Here is a 17382-nt window from a genome sequence, read left to right as displayed (position 1 = left end):
TTCTTAATCGACTTTTGGCGGTGTCGTGAACGTATGATGTGGCGCAGGGCTTGGCACTGTCCACTCTAGCCCCTCAGCTCGCTCCCACGGCTTCGCCGGCGCTTTTTCACCGCCACGGATACACTTAATAACAAGCCACAAGAAGATCAGTTGAGACAAACCAAAAGCAAAACCACCGATCGATACGATTTGGTTGATATCAGCAAACTGAATCGCATAGTCAGGAATACGCCTTGGCATCCCTGCTAACCCTAAGAAATGCATCGGGAAGAACAGTACGTTAACCGAGATGATCGAACACCAAAAATGCCACAAACTCAGCTTGTGGTCATACATATTCCCCGTCCATTTTGGTAACCAATAATAAGCAGCCGCCATAATTGAGAATACCGCACCAGATACCAATACATAGTGGAAGTGCGCGACGACAAAGTAAGTATCGTGGTACTGGAAGTCTGCTGGCACAATCGCCAACATCAAGCCGGAGAAGCCACCTATCGTGAATAGGACAATAAAGGCGATAGCAAACAGCATTGGTGTCTCGAACGTCATAGCTCCACGCCACATGGTCGCCACCCAGTTAAACACTTTCACCCCAGTTGGCACCGCAATTAACATGGTGCAGTACATAAAGAAGAGTTCGGCGAATACCGGCATCCCCGTCGTAAACATATGGTGTGCCCACACTAAAAATGAAAGCAATGCGATACTACAGGTCGCGTAAACCATCGAATGGTAGCCGAACAGTTTCTTGCCACTGAAAGCCGGAATAATTGCCGAGACAATACCGAATGACGGGAGGATCATGATGTACACCTCTGGGTGACCGAAGAACCAGAAGATATGTTGAAACATCACTGGGTCACCGCCACCAGCAGCATCAAAGAAGCTGGTACCGAAATATTTGTCGGTCAACACCATGGTCACCGCTCCGGCTAATACGGGCATCACCGCGATCAGCAAGAACGCAGTGATTAACCAAGTCCAGACAAACATTGGCAACTTGAACCATGTCATGCCCGGTGCTCGCATATTCACAATGGTCACGATGACGTTGATTGCACCCATGATGGAACTGATACCCATGATATGAACTGAGAAAACAAACAACGCCGTACTATCAGGGCCGTAGGTTGTAGAAAGCGGCGCGTAGAAAGTCCACCCAAAATCAGGACCACCACCCGGTAAGAACAAAGAGCCGATCAAAATGAGAAAAGCAAAAGGTAAGATCCAGAAGCTCAAGTTGTTCATTCGTGGCAACGCCATGTCCGGTGCCCCAATCATCATTGGGATCATCCAGTTGGCTAGACCAGTAAAAGCAGGCATGACCGCACCAAATACCATTACAAGCCCATGCACGGTTGTCATTTGGTTAAAGAACTGAGGATCAACCAATTGCAAACCCGGTTGGAATAACTCAGCACGGATGATCATCGCCATCGCACCGCCAGTAAGGAACATGGCAAAGCTAAACCACAAATAAAGTGTACCGATGTCTTTATGGCTAGTGGAATACAGCCAACGTGCTAGCCCTTTCGGTGCGTGGTGATGGTCGTGATCATCTTCAATCGCAATGGTCGTATTTGCGGTAGTTTGCGCTTCTGCCGGACCAGACTTCACCGCTTTTTCAATTGGCTTACTCATATTTCCTCCTTGGCACTTTCTTGTGCCTTAAAGGCGTTAACATCGGATGCTTGAACGGTATCGCCAGTATCATTTCCCCAAGCATTACGTTGATAGGTAATGACAGCAGCAATCTCTTGGTCGCTAAGTTGGTTAGCAAAAGCTTGCATCGCTGTGCCTGCGCGACCATTCACCAATACGTCAATGTGCGCAACAACTGGACCTTTGGCGATCTCACTGCCTTTGATCGCCGGGAATGCGCCCGGAATGCCCTCACCATTCGCTTGATGACATACGGCACAACGCGCGGTGTAAATCGACTCGCCTTGTCCCATCAAATCTTCCATCGACAGGTCTAGCGTCAATGCTTCTTTCGCAGCCGCTTTTTGTAATGCAATTTCTTGTTTCTTGTCTGCCATCCACTGGTCGAAATCGTCTTCTGCCATCGCATGAACGACAACTGGCATAAACCCATGCGCTCGACCACAAAGCTCTGCACACTGGCCACGATAGACACCTGGTTCATCAATCTTGGTCCAAGCTTCGTTAATAAATCCCGGTATCGTATCTTTCTTAACAGCGAAATCAGGTACCCACCAAGAATGAATCACATCATCAGAGGTCATGAGAAAACGAACTTTACGATTAATTGGCAAAACGAGCGGGTTATCCACTTCGAGTAAGTAATGCGCCCCTTTTGTCTCAATACCATCAATTTCATTCTGGCTGGTCGCAAGTAGGCTAAAGAACTCAACGTCCTCACCAAAATAGCTGTAATGCCACTTCCATTGAGAACCCGTTATCTTAATAGTAAGGTCAGATTGGCTGGTGTCTTCCATCGCCACCAAAGTTTTGGTTGCTGGAATCGCCATTGCGATAAGAATGATGACGGGAATAATGGTCCAGATAATCTCTACTTTGGTACTTTCATGAAAGTTGGCGGCAACTGCGCCTTTCGATTTACGATGACGAAAGATGGAGTAAAACATGACACCAAACACGACAAAGGCAATCGCACAGCAAATATAGAAGATCAACATATGAAGTTCATACACTTGCTCACTGATCCCAGTCACACCTTTAGTCATGTTATAGTCATTCTGCTCAGCCCAAGTTCGCGATGAAAATGTGATAAACATCACATTCGCGATAGTAGCCAGAGTAGTTGCTAATCTTTTCAAAAGATCTCTCCTCTGCTCAGCCGCTGGACCTATGCCAGCTTCCTTGCTTTAAATTGCAAATATCGAACAAATTTACGAAAAATCACAAAAACTACTATTTCAATACACTTTGTTATATTTATGTTAAAAGGCTAGTTATAGTTCAATCGTTCTTCAAGAAATTAAATGCGATTAAATTTTGTACCGAGGTAATAATAAATTCGGTTTATCGATTGCCCTCTTTGAAATGTAATTGAGAACCATTTAGATTATTGGCATAAAATATTGAGATACTTTTGACGAAGAAGTGTCTAAACAAATGGGTGAAACCTACTAAGGAAAATGGATATGACAGCACAAATTACTCAATGGCTAGCACGAGACCCTGATCCTAAAACCCGTGAAGAGCTTCAGCACCTAATCGATACAAATAACAAACAAGAACTTTCTGATCGATTTAGTGCCCGCCTAGCTTTTGGTACAGCAGGTCTACGAGGCAAAGTCGGCACAGGTCCAAATCGTATGAACCGTTTGGTGATTCAAGAAACGGCAACGGGTCTCGGTCACTACCTCATTGAACAAGTGAAAGACGCATCGTCTCGCGGCGTTGTTATTGGTTACGATGGTCGCCCAGACTCTAAACAGTTCGCACACGATACAGCTTCTGTCCTGACTGCTTTGGGCATCAAGGTTTATCTCACCTATAAAGTAGCGGCAACACCCATTGTTGCTTTTGGTGTTCGTGAGTTAAATGCTGCAGCCGCTGTCGTTGTTACCGCAAGTCATAACCCACCGGAGTACAACGGCTTTAAAGTGTACTGGGAAAATGGCGCGCAGATTATTCCTCCGCACGATTCTGGTATTGCTGCGAAAATCGATGAAGCGACAACCAAGCCGCTTTCTCTTGTGTCACTAGACGATGCCAAACAAAAAGGGTTGTTAGTTTGGCTTGAAGACGAGTACTACCAAACGTACCGCAAGACAATGAACGACAATACCCTGCTAACGCCGGACGGCAACACAGATATCTCGATTGTTTACACGGCAATGCACGGTGTCGGTGCAGAGATGGCAGAAACGTTACTGGCTGATGCCGGATTCAAGAAAGTAGCAAGTGTTCCCGAGCAGCACGAACCAGACGGCATGTTCCCTACCGTAAACTTCCCGAACCCTGAAGAAGCAGGTGCAATGGACATGGTGATGGCACTAGGTAAATCAGTAAATGCCGACATCGCATGCGCGAACGATCCAGATGCAGACCGCTTTGCTGTAGCAGTCAAACGCCTAGATGGTGAATACCAAATGCTGACGGGCGACCAAGTGGGTTCATTGTTTGGTGATTACTTACTGCAAGCTCAACCAAACGCGCTTGTTGGTAATACCATTGTGTCTTCTCGCCTATTGAGCAGCATTGCTAAAGCACATGGCGCAGAATACTACCAAACATTAACTGGCTTTAAATGGCTAACCAACGTAGCAATGACACAAGAGACAGAAGCGAATCCGTTCTTGTTTGCTTACGAGGAAGCTCTTGGTTACACCGTAGGCAACAAGGTTTGGGATAAAGATGGCTTGTCAGCACTGGTCGCTTTCTCTCAATTGACAGGTAAGCTGAAAGCCCAAGGTAAAACACTCTGGGATAAACTAGAAGAGTTATACCGTCAGCATGGTTTCTACTTCAACGCACAACGTAGCATTGCGCTTGATCCTAAATCGCCACCTATTGGTGACAAGCTTCGCGCAAATCCACCGAAAACGATCGCCGGTAAACATATTGAAGTCATTGAGGATCTAAAGAGCTCACAGCGTTTGATGTCCGATGGCTCAACGGAAGTTATTAATCTGCCAGCCAGCGACGTTTTAATTTACCACCTAGAAGATAAGTCACGTGTGATTGTTCGTCCTTCTGGCACTGAGCCTAAGCTTAAATGTTACTACGAAGTGATTAGCGACTTCCCTGCAGAAATGAATTACGCGCAAGCTAACCAAGCAGCGGAAGCGAAAATGAATGCACTGATTGAAGCACATCAACAAAGCTTGTAATCTGGATTAGATTAAAATTATCGACTTTAAAACAACAAAAGCCAGCAAGTGCTGGCTTTTGTCAAAGAGTCTATGGTTGTTACATCACAAAACTACTGAGCATCCATACTGCAAGGATAACAAACACCAAGCCCATCAGTTTTCCTTGATACATGCGAAATTTATCATTCTCTAACAGGCCCTTACCTAGGGTTCCAGCAAGTCCGACCAGAAGCAAGTTAAACAATAAACCAAGCACATTCAACAATAGCCCCAGCGCTAGCATCTGCTCGCCCGACGAAGCAGTGATATTGCTCGATACAAATTGCGGCAGGAACATCACGAAGAATACCAACGCTTTTGGGTTCAGAAGATTGCTCATCAAAGCACGTTGGTAATACGTTGAAGCCATTTTGTTTTTCTGATCCAGCTCTGGGGCGGAAGAAACGTCTGCTCGTAGACAGTCCCAGCCCATTTTTAGTAAGTACGCGCCCCCCAACAGATGAAGCACTTTTAGCGCAATTGGACTCATCGCAATTAAAGTCGATACGCCCATTGCTGCCAATAACGTTAAGATCACGCCGGATGTTGCGTTGCCCAAACTCGCAAACAAACCGACTTTCTTGCCGTAACTCATACTAGAGCTAGCAATCAGCAACATGTCTGGTCCAGGTAATAAAAGAAGGGCAATAACAGCGGTCAAGTAAACAGGAAGTACAGCGAAATCGATCATAAAATGGTATGTAGTTTCTAAAACAGGCGGCGGATTTTATACCAATAAAGACATCACAACCAGACCAATCGTCTTAACTTACTCCGCTTTATATCGGAAATAGCAAGCGCTACAGTCTTAGCGCATTATTTCCCATACAATGCTGCTTTGATAAAAACAAAGAATCAATCGGTTATACAAAAAACTGATAAACTGATAACGATACAAAACTCATTCAATTTCGATATTAAACACGAAAGGAACATCAATCACATGAACAACATTCACCTCATTAAAGGTGACATTACCAAAGCCAAAGTCGACGCTATCGTCAATGCAGCAAACCCTAAGCTACTCGGTGGGGGCGGTGTGGACGGAGCAATCCATCGTGCTGCTGGCTCTGAATTACTTGCGGCCTGTTTTGCGATTGAACCAATAAATGGCAGACGCTGTGGATATGGTGATGCCAAAATCACCTGTGCAGGAAATCTCGAAGCTCGATTCGTGATTCATGCTGTAGGACCAATCTATTCGAAATTTGCAGAACCTGAAAAAGTGTTAGCGTCTGCGTATGAGCGCACTTTAGATCTCGCTATTGAGCATCAATGTAAAACCATCGCCCTACCTGCCATTTCCTGCGGCGTTTATGGTTATCCAGCAAGAGAAGCAGCAACAGTTGCATTATCGATGTGTTCTCAACCTGAATATAGTGAACTAGAGATGAGTTTCTATCTGTTCGATGAAGAGATGCTTCACATTTGGCAAGGAATTTTTGACAGCTTAGGGAATGAATAATGTCAGTTAGCCAAGAGTCAAAATCCTCGCTTTTTTTACAAGGCACCATCGCCATGATGCCATTGAGCATCGCTGTATTACCTTGGGGACTGCTTGCTGGCTCATTTGCTATCGATGCTGGCTTACACCCTTTGGAGGGCCAAGCACTTTCCGCCATTCTGTTTGCAGGCTCAGCACAGCTTGTTGCCATGGGTATGATTAAAGCAGGCGCAGGTTTGACAACCATGTTGCTAACGACCTTTTTCATCACCTCTCGACATTTTCTTTACAGTGTTTCGATGCGCAGTAAGATTTCGCCTTTACCATTAAAGTGGCGCCTTTCATTAGGTTTCTTACTCACCGATGAACTGTTTGCTATCGTCGGGCACCAATCTATTAAACAATTCGATCGATGGTATGCCCTTGGCGCCGGGTTGAGCTTTTATCTCTTTTGGAACTTCGCAACGCTTGCTGGCATCATTGCGGGCAGTTTGATACCAGAGTTGAATGAGCTTGGACTAGAGTTCGCCGTTGCTGCAACCTTTATTGCCATTGTGGTTCCAACAATTAAAAGCATACCTATTCTATCGAGTGTAGTTGTAGCGCTAATTAGCTCAGTAGTACTGAACTACTACCAAGTGGAAGGAAGCCTAATGTTCGCCAGTATCCTCGCCATGTTGACGGGCTATTTTGCGGAACTGTATACAACGAAAGCGGTAAACCTTGAGAATACACCAGAGGAGCGCCAATGATCTTTTTGTCTATCTTAGCCATGACAGCTTTGGTATTCACCAGCCGTTATCTATTCTTAGAACCGAAATTGCCGCTTAGGTTGGGGGTAAGAACTCAGAAAGTATTGAGCTACGCAAGCCCTGCGGTACTCACCGCCATTTGGGCTCCAATTGTGTTTATGCCAGAGGGTGAACTTAGCGTCACGTGGCAAAACCCATTTCTTTTAGCCGCCATATTAGCCGCTGCGATTGCTTATGTTAGTAAGAATGTCTTGCTGACTACAATTGTGAGTATGGTGGCATTTTTACTACTCAGAATTTGGTTGTAAAACCATCACTAAAATAATAACTAAGCCGCCAGCCATTCAATCTCTAATAAAGTGATGTCTCCGCACTTCAAACGCCCAAGGAAGACATCCCCTTGGTGCACTTCGCCTACGCCTTTTGGTGTCCCTGTCATCACAATATCGCCATCTTCTAACGTTGTATAACTCTTCAACTCATTGAGAATATTCATTGGTGGGTAAAGCATCTGTTTCACATGCCCTTTTTGAACATGAACACAATTAATCAAAAGCTCTAGGTGAAGATCATCAATATCGATGCCTTGAAGAGATTGGAAGCGACTGAATACCGCAGAGCCATCGAACGCCTTTGCACGCTCCCAAGGTAATCCTTTTTCTTTCAAGTTCGATTGCAAGCCACGTTTGGTTAGATCCAAACCGAGTCCAACCGCACTGTACTGACCGTTTTTGATAAGGAAACAAATTTCGGCTTCGTAATGCAAAGGCTCATGATGAAATGAGGTGAGCTTGGTTGAAACAGAAGTCGCCGGTTTATTGAACACCACCATCTGCTCTGGTATGGCATTATTAAGCTCTTGAATGTGCTCAACGTAGTTACGCCCGACACAAAGAACTTTACCGACTTTGATTTTCTTATCTTCAACCTGAATGACGCTCATTGCTCTTCCCTGCAAACAAAAGACGTCATTTTAATCTAAACCGTTGACGACACGACACTAGTTCATCCTCTCAGCAAGCAAAAATTAGATATCCACCCCGTTTTGAATGGGTGTTAAGAACTGAACAATCTCTGAGTGTAAATATGAAAAAAGCCAGCACGAGGCTGGCTTTGATAGTAACTAGGACAAATTACTATTATAGGTAGTAACGAGCACCAAGTGCCCATTTGCTGTCTGTGTCACGGTTATTCGAATCGTTTAGATCGAATTGGTAACCTGCGTAACCAACAAACTTAGAAGTGAAGTTGTATTCTGCTTGCAGAGCCATCTCTTCACGTGCAGTTTCAGTTGCGCTATTTGATGTAAGTTTGCCTTCTACTTTTTCGTAGTTAAGGCTTAGGTTTAGGCTGCTTGGCAGAGCGTAAGCAACTAGAGCTTCATATGTGTTACTTTCTGCTAGGCGTTTCTTATCATTGAAGTTCATGTATTCATTTGAACCATAAACTGCAGCAAGGTAAAGACCTTTACCGTAAGAACCGTAAGCCGCTGAAACTAGATGAGATTCAGCAGTCTCTTTCTTCGCGCCAACTTCTTTAAAATCACCTGTGTTGTATGTGTAACCAACTTTAGCGCCCATGATTGAGTAATTTAGAGCAAGTTGCATACGGTCATCATAAACGACACCTTTTTTTACAAGCTCTGCAGGGCCGTCTGCAATCCCGTCTTCGTTTTTATCTTCAAATACCCAAGATTCACTTGTTGTATCGTTAGTACCTTGCCAACCAAGACCAAAACCTAGCTTGCCTGCTTCACCAAGCTCGATAGCATTGCGGTAAGAAAGCATTTTTTCTGCACGACCTGTACCTAAGTTACCGTGGTCATCGTAGATGAAGTCGTTCGCAAACGCGATTGGCATATCAGCCACGCCAGCTACATCGTAGTATGGCGCCCACTGAGTACCACCGACTGCGCGGCCGTATACATCGTGAGTTAGGCCTAGGTAGCCAAGACGAGTAGTAAATGTATTCTCACCACCTTCTAGGTAGTTTAGTTGCCATTCACCACGAGCATCCGCTGTAAAGCCATTGCCAAGATCGTGAGTTGCGTTGATGTTGATACGTGGAGAGTTTGAACCCACATCTGTATCGCCTTGCTCAGAACCGTTTAGGTTGATAGATACGTGGCCACCAACAGAGAATGTTGTGCCTTCGTTATTGTATAGTTCTACTGCTACTGCTTGAGTACCAAAAGTAGCCGCTGCGATAGCCGCTGCTAGGAATTTCTTATTCATTATAAAGTCCATGTATTTATTCGTGTATACGTCAGTCTTATACAAAAGCGCCGCGGCACATATTTCGCGCCAATCTCAAGTCACTTCTGCTTAACAACTGCATGATACTTTATTTCAATAGTTCCCTACTGCGGAGTGAAAAAATCTAAATGAGATCAGCAACGCAAACGTTTTCACGCTAAATCCGTGCCACAAACCGGGACAAAAAACTAAAAACTGAAACATTTCATTACAACAAGCTCAGTAAATGAGCACCTTTTATTTAGAAATCAAATGTTAATCACATTAACATTGCCCAAAAATTACAATTCGTACATAAAAATATGTTCACAAACTTTTTTCACATAAATCCAATTTTCAGAGATGTAAAAAAATCTAAAATGAACGCAGATCGGCCTGCTAGTTCCTCTATAACAAACCCTAGCACCCAAAAAATGAAATAAAAGCGCAATAAAATCATAACTTAATAGAAATCTATCTTTCATTTTTCCCGTTTACCTTAAGCGTCATCAATACAGCGGGCAAGAAAGCCCATCGATAACAAATAGGGTAAATAAAAAATGAAAAAAGCAGCACTTTCTACTGCAATTCTTACAGCATTGGTATCAACGTCATCTTATGCGGCAACGGTTTATAAAGATGATGGAACAGAATTAAAGATTGGTGGTCGCGTCGAGTTTCGTGGCGACTTTATTGGCTCAGGTGGCGCAGAAATTGACGGCTCGATGGAAGATAAGTCTCGTGCACGTTTAAACCTTAAAGGTAAAACAGACATCGGAAACGGCCTATCTGCATTCGGTGTTTACGAAGCAGAACAAAGCACGGGTAAGAGCGAATTTAAAAACCGTTACATGTACGCGGGTGTTGGCTCTGAGGTCGGTGACTTCTCTGTTGGTCGTCAAGATATGGCTGCTGTGATCATTTCAGACATGACCGATATCACTGAGTTTTCTGGAGTTCAACAAGTCATTGATGCATCATCTGATAAACAAGACAGTGTTTTTGCTTACCGCGGTGAATTCGATGCATTGCAAGTTCAAGCCACTTACCAAGCAAATTCGGGCGATAGCCAAGACAAATATGGCATCTCTGGTCTTTATTCCCTGCCTATGGGATTGGATCTGGGCCTAGCTTATTCTGGTGGCGATGTTGATAAGAACAATTCTGAAGATCAAATCCTGGGTGGTGTTGCGTACTCATTTGATAGCCTTTACTTAGCTGGTACGTATTCGCAAGGTGCAATCAATGATTCCGTCGATTTCACTGCATACGAACTCGTTGCCAGCTACAAAGTAAATAAATTTACTATCGCAGGCCTCTACACTTATCAGGAAAACGACCCTAATGGTGCTGCAAAATTTGACGCTGTAGATGGCTTCGAACTCGTGGGTTACTACAAACTAAACAGTAACTTCCGAACCTATTTGTCTTACTACATGAACCAACTTGACGAAGATAAAAACGACGAGGGCATGATTATAGAAGGGGAAGATACTCTTCGTCTTGGTGTCCGCTACGATTTCTAAATCCATTGACAATCAATCCATGGCCAATACGTAGCGTATTGGCCTTTTTGTTTGGCGTAACATCCCGATGTCACCATGGGGATTCGTCACGCACAAAATTAACCCATCGCTCCCAACAATAGTGCAATTTAGTAGTCACCGTTTACCTTATTACTTGGCAACTTTATAAAAATCAATAGCTTATAAATTGGCATGTAAACTGCTATATGTTAGTAGCAAATGCATGGCAGCGTTTGTGCTTCTCGTTCTGTGTCCCACCTGGTAGACACATCCTTTTTAATTGGTATTGTCGCCTCCTGTCTGGGAGGCATTTTTTTATTGGCTACCTATAAAGAAGAACGTATGATTCCGGCCAATGTAAAATTACGGACATGTCCAATTGAATCATCATCCTATTCAAGGTGCATCTTGGATGCTTACCGCGGGACTCGCATTCGCCATAGTGAATAACTTTGCCCAAATCGCGAGCATCCATTTTGGCATCCCATCAACGACGTTTGCGTTATTCCAATATGCGATCGCATTGTTTGCCATCTTACCGTATCTCAGAACGTTAGGGATTCGAAAGTCATTAAAAACGCAGCACTTTGGTTGGCACCTATTCCGGATTTTCCTGTCGGTTATCGGTATTCAACTTTGGCTATGGGCTTTGGCGTACCCAGTGCCAATTTGGCAAGGCATTGCTTTGCTCATGACCTCCCCACTTTTTGCAACCATCGGTTCAGGCTTACTATTAAAAGAAAACGTGGGCAAAGCACGCTGGGTTGCGACTCTAACTGGCTTTGTTGGTGCCATGATCATCTTAGAGCCATGGTCAGACACTTTTACTTGGGCGACATTATTACCAGTTGGTGCTGCTTTTTTCTGGGCCGCCTATTCGCTGATGGTAAAAAAAATGTCGGTGAACGATCCTCCCTCAACGATGGTCGTGTATCTGCTGCTGCTTATCACCCCGTTTAATATTGTACTGGCACTGCCAACTTTCTCTATGCCAAGCGATTGGAACGTGTGGGCGATTCTCCTTTTAGCCGGCGCACTGACAGCGCTCGCACAATGGGCGATCGTAAAAGCCTATGCGGTGGCTGATGCATCATTTGTCCAACCATTTGATCATGCCAAACTACCATTAAATGTCTTTGCTGGTTGGTTAGTCTTTGGGTGGGTTCCACCAGGCCGACTCTGGTTGGGTGCGGCAATCATTATTGCTTCGATTGCATTTATTACGCACTGGGAAGCAAAAAAGAAAAAATAACTTGAAAGAAATCTATTCGTTTTAAGTTCTATATTTTCAAGGAAGAAGATGAGGATCACCTTATGGCGCAGCCAATCAAAATTACACTATATCGCTGGGCAGGCAGTTGGGGGCCGTTCAAAGTCAACATCCCGTGTGGCGAATGTACGCTCACAAAAGATATTTTAACGGATACCTTTGAGAATGAATTGGCCGATGTGCCTGTCGAATTGGAAGTAAAAGATTGGCTATCACATTGGTGGGAGCCTCTTAAGCTTGGTGCTTGGCACGCTCCTATTCTTGTGGTCGAGGGGAAAGTCATCAGCCAAGGGGAAGCGCTAAACCGAGGTTTATTGGTACAATCTGTGATTGCTCAATGGGCGAATAGAGATCAACTCAAGGGTAATATCGTGTATGGCAAAGCCACCTGCCCCTATTGTGTGAAAGCGAAAAGCTTGTTGGATAAAACCGGAATAGAGTACCAATATCATGATGTCGTTAAAGAGAGTGCAGCGCTTTATCGAATGATACCAGAAGTAAAAGCAATTATTGGAGAAAAGACGCCAGTAACCGTGCCTCAGATTTGGTTGGAAGGTAAATACATTGGCGGTGCTGACAACTTAGAAAAGTGGTTAGAAGAACAAGGGCTCGACAAAGTCCCTGATAATGTCCTAACGATCCCAAACCAATCGGCGTAGTTGATAGACAACTGATTTAAGTACCCGAATTGAGATTAAATAGCAAAAAGCCCTGATTTTTAATGTCAGGGCTTTTCGTATTAATTCGCTAATTTTTTCACAATTCGCGCAAACAAAGAAGGTTTCTTTTTCTTAGTTTTACCGTAAAGCGCTTTGTGCATGGCTTCTTTACCGATCATTTGACCGATGTAAATACCACCTAGTTCGTAACCCATGATCTTCTCCTAAGAAGTCGTTAACTGGTAATGTAGTAATTTTACACCACAACAGACCAATAACAAGACACAGATCACAAATTTAATGTAATTTAATTACAAAAATATTTTATCTTGGCGAATAATGTTGATGATTAACGTTTAGGCTGTTGGTATGTCTTACCTGCAGCTTGGTAGGTGTCTTTCTGTTTGATTTCAAAGAATGTCTCGAAGAACCAAGCCGCAAATTTGATCAAATGATCGCCTTCGTTCATCACATGCTCAACGAACTCTTGCTCTTCGCCTGATTCATCTTGATGCACAGTGATGTGGTAAATACGCTTTTCACCATCAACTTCAGCGAGACCAAATTGACCTGTAAGCGATTCCGCAGCTTGTGCTACCTCTTCTTCTTCTGATGCTTTTAGAAGTTCAAGAGCCTTTGGTAGATTTTCTTGCTGGCCAATTTCTTTAAGTAGTGCTTCAAATTCGTTTTGTTGCATGATTTCACCTAACGATTAACGGATGTTACCTATTTCATACTTCACATGTACGTAAATAAGTGTCCATGTCAGTATAAGAGATAGCGTAATTGGGTGCGCATTTTAGAAAGGAGAGCCCCTCCTTTGCAAGCAGATTCAACCCCTACCATATATTTATTCTGATTGCGCTGCTCTCATAACAGAATGGTAGCTCACGGCAAGTTAAGAACAAAAAAAGACCAAACATAGTTTGGTCTTAATACTTTTATTGCTGGAGGTATTTCACCTCGTTTTTATAGCACTGCTTTTTCTTGTTCTTTAAGTAAATGGTCCATTTCATCACGCTTAGCAACAAAGCTGGACATTTCTTTCTTAGGAACTGAGCTCGCCATTGGAATATTCGCACGCATAGCATTCACCGGACGGCCATATTCGATCAACTCATAATGAAGGTGAGGGCCGGTCACTCGACCAGTTTTCCCTGACAAACCAATACGCTGTCCACGGGAAACTTTCTGACCTTTCTTCACTAAAATCTTACTCAGATGAAGGTAACGTGTTTTGTATTTATTACCGTGCTCGATAACAACGTAGTTCCCTGCGTATGGGTGTTTACGCGTCATGATCACCGTACCATCCCCCGTTGCTTCAACTGGTGTACCGACCGGAACAGCCCAGTCAGTGCCATTATGCGGTGCTACTCGGCCCGTCACTGGATGAAGACGTTTTGGGTTGAAGTTAGAACTTATACGCCAACCTTTGCTTACAGGATAACGCTGGAACGCACGTTGAAGACTTTCCCCTTTAGCGTTGTAAAACTGCCCATCGCTATGAAGATAAGCGGTAATTTCACGACCTCGGTTATAAATCTTAATCGCTTCAATTTCGTTCTTACCGGTTTCCACCCCATCAATTGATTGAGCACGACGAACGACTTCAAATCGATCGCCCGCACGTAGATCTTTGGCAAAGTTAACCTGCTCTTTCAATAAATTGACCACTTGACTGATTTCCGCACTCGTCAAACCTAAGCGGTAGGCTGACGATGAAAAGCTGCCATGCACAACGCCAACTAACGGCTCTTGATGCCAAACACCAGGAATTGAGATATCAGAGTAATCATAGCTACCATCACTATTGCGTTGGTACACGACTTTATCGGCAATGGAAAACTGCAGTTCCATTTTATCCAGCTCACCGGTTGATTCGTCACGCCAAAAGCGCAAGGTGTTGCCTGGTTTTAATGTATCTAAAGCGAGAAAGTTCAAATCCGTTTCCATCACCTTCATCAATGAGCTGTAACCAAAGCCCAATTGACTGAAAATGGTACTCAAGTTATCACCGGCTTGGATTTGATATTCAAAATTTGGGGGCGAAACGACATCGGTCATTTTCGCATCGAGGATTTTTTCAACAACCTGCGACTCAGGCAGGTTAAGAGCGATCGTTTTCGTTAATGAAGACTCTTGAAGAGAGTGAGAAATACCAATCGCTACTAAAACGGGCAAGGAGTACAACAGCAGTGCTTTACGACTCGTCAGGTTCGGCAACCGTTTTGCTGTAATTTCATTTGTAGACACGGGAATTACTATCTCCTTTTTTGTAAGGTTGATAGCTTATTCATTCCAAAATAAGAAATCACTAGAAAATTGTGCGATCTAGCGCAGAAAATACCGATTTTTTACATAAGCCGAAAAAATTCAATTACTGTTGCATAAGAAGATCGTTATCTATGCGCTTTATCTCTACTGTCATCAATTGATTTGGTTGTTCTGCCATCGCTTGATTTTCACCATGTTGAAGATATGAAAGTGAAATTTTCGTATCATTCTCCCACTCTAATGAAGCCATCTTAATTCGATCTCCAAGGAAAACACTATTAAGAAGAACAACGCGACTTGGCACTGAGTCAAATTTAAACAAACCTAAGTAATAAAACGCACCCGAGCCTTGCGTGGTAACAATCAAAGGTGCCACAACCCAAGGCGTATCACCTATTTTTCGCTGCGCAATAAATGCTGTAGGAACGAGAACCTCTCCTCTTGTCGCCCCTGAATCGTATTGTCCTTTAAGGAACCCATGTTCCTTATCCCACTCATCAAGAAAAGTCACCGCGCTTTGTTCCGGAACTTGAACTGTCCATGGATTTCGCGACTGAATCCCCAAGACTTGGGATACAATTGCATTGGATTGAGCTTGAGGTTGCGGAAACTTAGCCATGATTTCATCATCAGATAGGCTAAAGCGGTAGATTCCCGCGATAATTACCACCGCTAACAATACGATTGGAATAAGAAGAATAAGTGGAATGGGTAGAATTTTCTTACGAGCCATGAAGACTTCCTTGCGTTCCTGTTCTCTTAATTAGGGCCGAGTATATACTAACTTACGCACAAAGACCGCAACCCGATGAGCGGCACGTTAATTCAAGTGTTTCAAAATTAAACTAAACTGTATTTATATGCGATATGCCAGAACGTGAGTAACCAAAATAGGTAATAACAATGACAAAAATCACCCACACATGCGATTGTGTCTGTGGCTTGGTTCAAATACGTTGTACAGCAGAACCCATTAACACTTCGATCTGCCATTGTTTTGATTGCCAAAAACGTACCGGAAGCGTATTTGGTGTTCAAGCACGGTTTCACAAAGAGCGGGTTATCTTAGATGGCGACGTCATTCGCTATTCTCGTATCAGTAATACTGGTAATCAAGTTCAATACGAGTTCTGCCCTGCGTGCGGCACGACCATGCGACTAGTGCTTTATGATTTCCCTGAAGACGTTGTGATTCCAATGGGTTTGTTTCATGGTCAGGAATTCCCTGAGCCGACTATCTCAATCTATGAATCCAAAAAACATGGTTGGATGAGTTTCGACTGCACAATGAAACACATCAGATAAAACAGCAACAAATCACCAAAACAATGACTAAGGTGTTCTGATAAAACGACGTCCTAACTTAATTTATTTGAATACGCTCAACAAAAGTTGGGGTTTTATTGAGAATGATCAACCGAGTATCATGCGAAACCCTTTCGTTATGCGTAGTAAGCGCTATAATCTGCTCCTAACATTTGGTGAGGTTTTATTGTGATTTCCAGACTTCCTCGTTGGGTGGAATATGGCGCGTTTATGCTTGCTCTATTGGCAGGTTGCGTCAATGCCGTGGGGCTCCTCGGCTTTCAACATCAAGCGATAACGCATCTTTCCGGAACCGTGACTCAGCTAGGGAACAGCTTACTAAGCGGTGTGGATTCAACCATCCACCTGCTCTTTATTGTATTCAGCTTTTTGATAGGCTCCGCATTCAGTGGTTTCTTTATTGAAAGTAGTGCTTTAAAGCTTGGACGTCGATACGGTGTCGCGCTCTGTATTGAGGGCAGCTTATTACTATTAAGCCTTGGCTTTTTAGTACAAGGTAATGTTTACGGACAATACCTCGCGTCCGCGGCTTGTGGACTGCAAAATGCCATGATCACCACATTTAGTGGGGCGGTTGTTCGTACCACTCATATGACTGGTATTATCACTGACTTAGGAATCATGATTGGTGAAAGTTTACGTGGCCGACAATTCGACCGTCGTAAAGCCAAACTCTTTGTATTTATCTTCCTAGGATTCTTACTCGGCGGTACCGCTGGAGCAGCACTCTTTAACGTTTACGAACTCTATGCTTTAGCTTTTCCAGCGATTTTGGCATTCATTATTGCCTTTGCCTACTGGGGCTACCTCTTCTTGCTGAGCCGAATCCATTCTGCTTAACCACAAATTTATGGCTTAGGTGTGCTCGCTTAAGCCATTTTTGTTTCAAATGATATGAATCATATCGTCAATATCCTGAGATAAACATCACATTTATTTAGCTTTTTATTACCCTAATCACACGGTTCCTTCCCGTACTCTGCATAGCGCGCTCAAGGTGCTACAATTTCCTAACACGAACAACATATTCATATACAAGACTCTGCA

The 17382-nt window shown here is 43.7% G+C and carries 18 protein-coding genes; 9 read left to right on the top strand and 9 right to left on the bottom strand.

Going from position 1 to position 17382, the window contains the following annotated elements:
- Positions 1–3: 3 nt before the first annotated feature.
- Together ctaD and coxB are read right to left on the bottom strand one after the other, a co-directional pair.
- Positions 4–1644 (bottom strand): cytochrome c oxidase subunit I, encoded by a 1641-nt coding sequence (ctaD, locus tag VA249_RS16280; protein ID WP_221071633.1) that lies wholly within the window; start codon positions 1642–1644, stop codon positions 4–6.
- Positions 1641–2804, bottom strand: coding sequence for a cytochrome c oxidase subunit II (gene coxB / locus VA249_RS16275; RefSeq protein WP_221071631.1), 1164 nt, complete (start codon positions 2802–2804; stop codon positions 1641–1643). Before coxB ends, ctaD begins: the two co-directional genes overlap by 4 nt.
- 327 nt (positions 2805–3131) lie before the next feature.
- Between coxB and VA249_RS16270 the strand changes: the two genes are divergently transcribed.
- A complete protein-coding gene (locus tag VA249_RS16270; protein ID WP_221071629.1) occupies positions 3132–4826 on the top strand; it encodes a phospho-sugar mutase in 1695 nt (564 codons plus the stop codon).
- Between the two features lie 79 nt (positions 4827–4905).
- Here the strand turns inward: VA249_RS16270 and VA249_RS16265 are convergent, their stop codons facing one another.
- Entirely contained in the window at positions 4906–5538 is a 633-nt protein-coding gene (locus VA249_RS16265) for a LysE family translocator (protein WP_221071627.1), read from the bottom strand.
- 252 nt (positions 5539–5790) lie between these two features.
- Between VA249_RS16265 and VA249_RS16260 the strand changes: the two genes are divergently transcribed.
- From VA249_RS16260 to VA249_RS16250, 3 genes are read left to right on the top strand one after another with little or no spacing between them, the layout of a single operon-like run.
- Positions 5791–6312, top strand: coding sequence for a macro domain-containing protein (locus VA249_RS16260; RefSeq protein ID WP_221071625.1), 522 nt, complete (start codon positions 5791–5793; stop codon positions 6310–6312).
- Positions 6312–7043 (top strand): AzlC family ABC transporter permease, encoded by a 732-nt coding sequence (locus VA249_RS16255; protein ID WP_221071624.1) that lies wholly within the window; start codon positions 6312–6314, stop codon positions 7041–7043. The genes VA249_RS16260 and VA249_RS16255 overlap by 1 nt, the downstream gene beginning before the upstream one ends.
- Complete coding sequence (locus VA249_RS16250; RefSeq protein WP_221071623.1) at positions 7040–7351, top strand: AzlD domain-containing protein; 312 nt, start codon at positions 7040–7042, stop codon at positions 7349–7351. The genes VA249_RS16255 and VA249_RS16250 overlap by 4 nt, the downstream gene beginning before the upstream one ends.
- 20 nt (positions 7352–7371) lie before the next feature.
- On the opposite strand, the gene VA249_RS16245 is transcribed toward VA249_RS16250, so the two are convergent.
- The gene (locus VA249_RS16245; protein ID WP_221071622.1) at positions 7372–7986 is read right to left on the bottom strand and encodes a fumarylacetoacetate hydrolase family protein; all 615 of its coding nucleotides are present in this window, start codon (positions 7984–7986) and stop codon (positions 7372–7374) included.
- A gap of 196 nt (positions 7987–8182) precedes the next feature.
- A complete protein-coding gene (locus VA249_RS16240) occupies positions 8183–9277 on the bottom strand; it encodes a porin (RefSeq protein WP_221071621.1) in 1095 nt (364 codons plus the stop codon).
- Between the two features lie 560 nt (positions 9278–9837).
- Here VA249_RS16240 and VA249_RS16235 point away from each other — a divergent pair.
- The 3 genes from VA249_RS16235 to VA249_RS16225 all read left to right on the top strand — a co-directional run bounded on the left by VA249_RS16235 (position 9838) and on the right by VA249_RS16225 (position 12732).
- On the top strand, positions 9838–10803 hold the full coding sequence (locus VA249_RS16235) for a porin (RefSeq protein ID WP_221071620.1): 966 nt from the start codon (positions 9838–9840) through the stop codon (positions 10801–10803).
- 412 nt (positions 10804–11215) lie between these two features.
- Positions 11216–12055: a DMT family transporter gene (locus tag VA249_RS16230; protein WP_221072197.1), complete on the top strand. Its 840-nt coding sequence runs from the start codon at positions 11216–11218 to the stop codon at positions 12053–12055.
- A gap of 62 nt (positions 12056–12117) precedes the next feature.
- Positions 12118–12732 carry a glutaredoxin domain-containing protein gene (locus VA249_RS16225; RefSeq protein WP_128812705.1) on the top strand — a complete coding sequence of 205 codons (615 nt, stop codon included), beginning with the start codon at positions 12118–12120 and terminating at the stop codon, positions 12730–12732.
- Between the two features lie 80 nt (positions 12733–12812).
- On the opposite strand, the gene VA249_RS24225 is transcribed toward VA249_RS16225, so the two are convergent.
- The 4 genes from VA249_RS24225 to VA249_RS16210 form a co-directional block, all read right to left on the bottom strand.
- A complete protein-coding gene (locus VA249_RS24225) occupies positions 12813–12947 on the bottom strand; it encodes a hypothetical protein (protein ID WP_256997338.1) in 135 nt (44 codons plus the stop codon).
- A 134-nt stretch (positions 12948–13081) separates the two neighbouring features.
- Positions 13082–13429, bottom strand: a complete 348-nt coding sequence (locus VA249_RS16220; protein ID WP_128812704.1) for a hypothetical protein — start codon at positions 13427–13429, stop codon at positions 13082–13084.
- A 272-nt stretch (positions 13430–13701) separates the two neighbouring features.
- A complete protein-coding gene (locus VA249_RS16215; protein ID WP_476756276.1) occupies positions 13702–14958 on the bottom strand; it encodes a peptidoglycan DD-metalloendopeptidase family protein in 1257 nt (418 codons plus the stop codon).
- Between the two features lie 154 nt (positions 14959–15112).
- Positions 15113–15742, bottom strand: a complete 630-nt coding sequence (locus VA249_RS16210; RefSeq protein WP_221071611.1) for a hypothetical protein — start codon at positions 15740–15742, stop codon at positions 15113–15115.
- A gap of 170 nt (positions 15743–15912) precedes the next feature.
- Here VA249_RS16210 and VA249_RS16205 point away from each other — a divergent pair, with 170 nt between their 5' ends.
- A complete protein-coding gene (locus VA249_RS16205; RefSeq protein ID WP_221071609.1) occupies positions 15913–16314 on the top strand; it encodes a GFA family protein in 402 nt (133 codons plus the stop codon).
- Between the two features lie 189 nt (positions 16315–16503).
- Positions 16504–17175 (top strand): YoaK family protein, encoded by a 672-nt coding sequence (locus VA249_RS16200; RefSeq protein ID WP_221071607.1) that lies wholly within the window; start codon positions 16504–16506, stop codon positions 17173–17175.
- The last annotated feature ends 207 nt before the right edge of the window (positions 17176–17382 follow it).

Source organism: Vibrio alfacsensis (assembly GCF_019670485.1).
GTDB classification, from domain to species: Bacteria; Pseudomonadota; Gammaproteobacteria; order Enterobacterales; family Vibrionaceae; genus Vibrio; species Vibrio alfacsensis.
The sequence above is the reverse complement of the archived record's forward strand: the minus strand, read 5'-3'. Positions and strand labels throughout refer to the sequence as shown.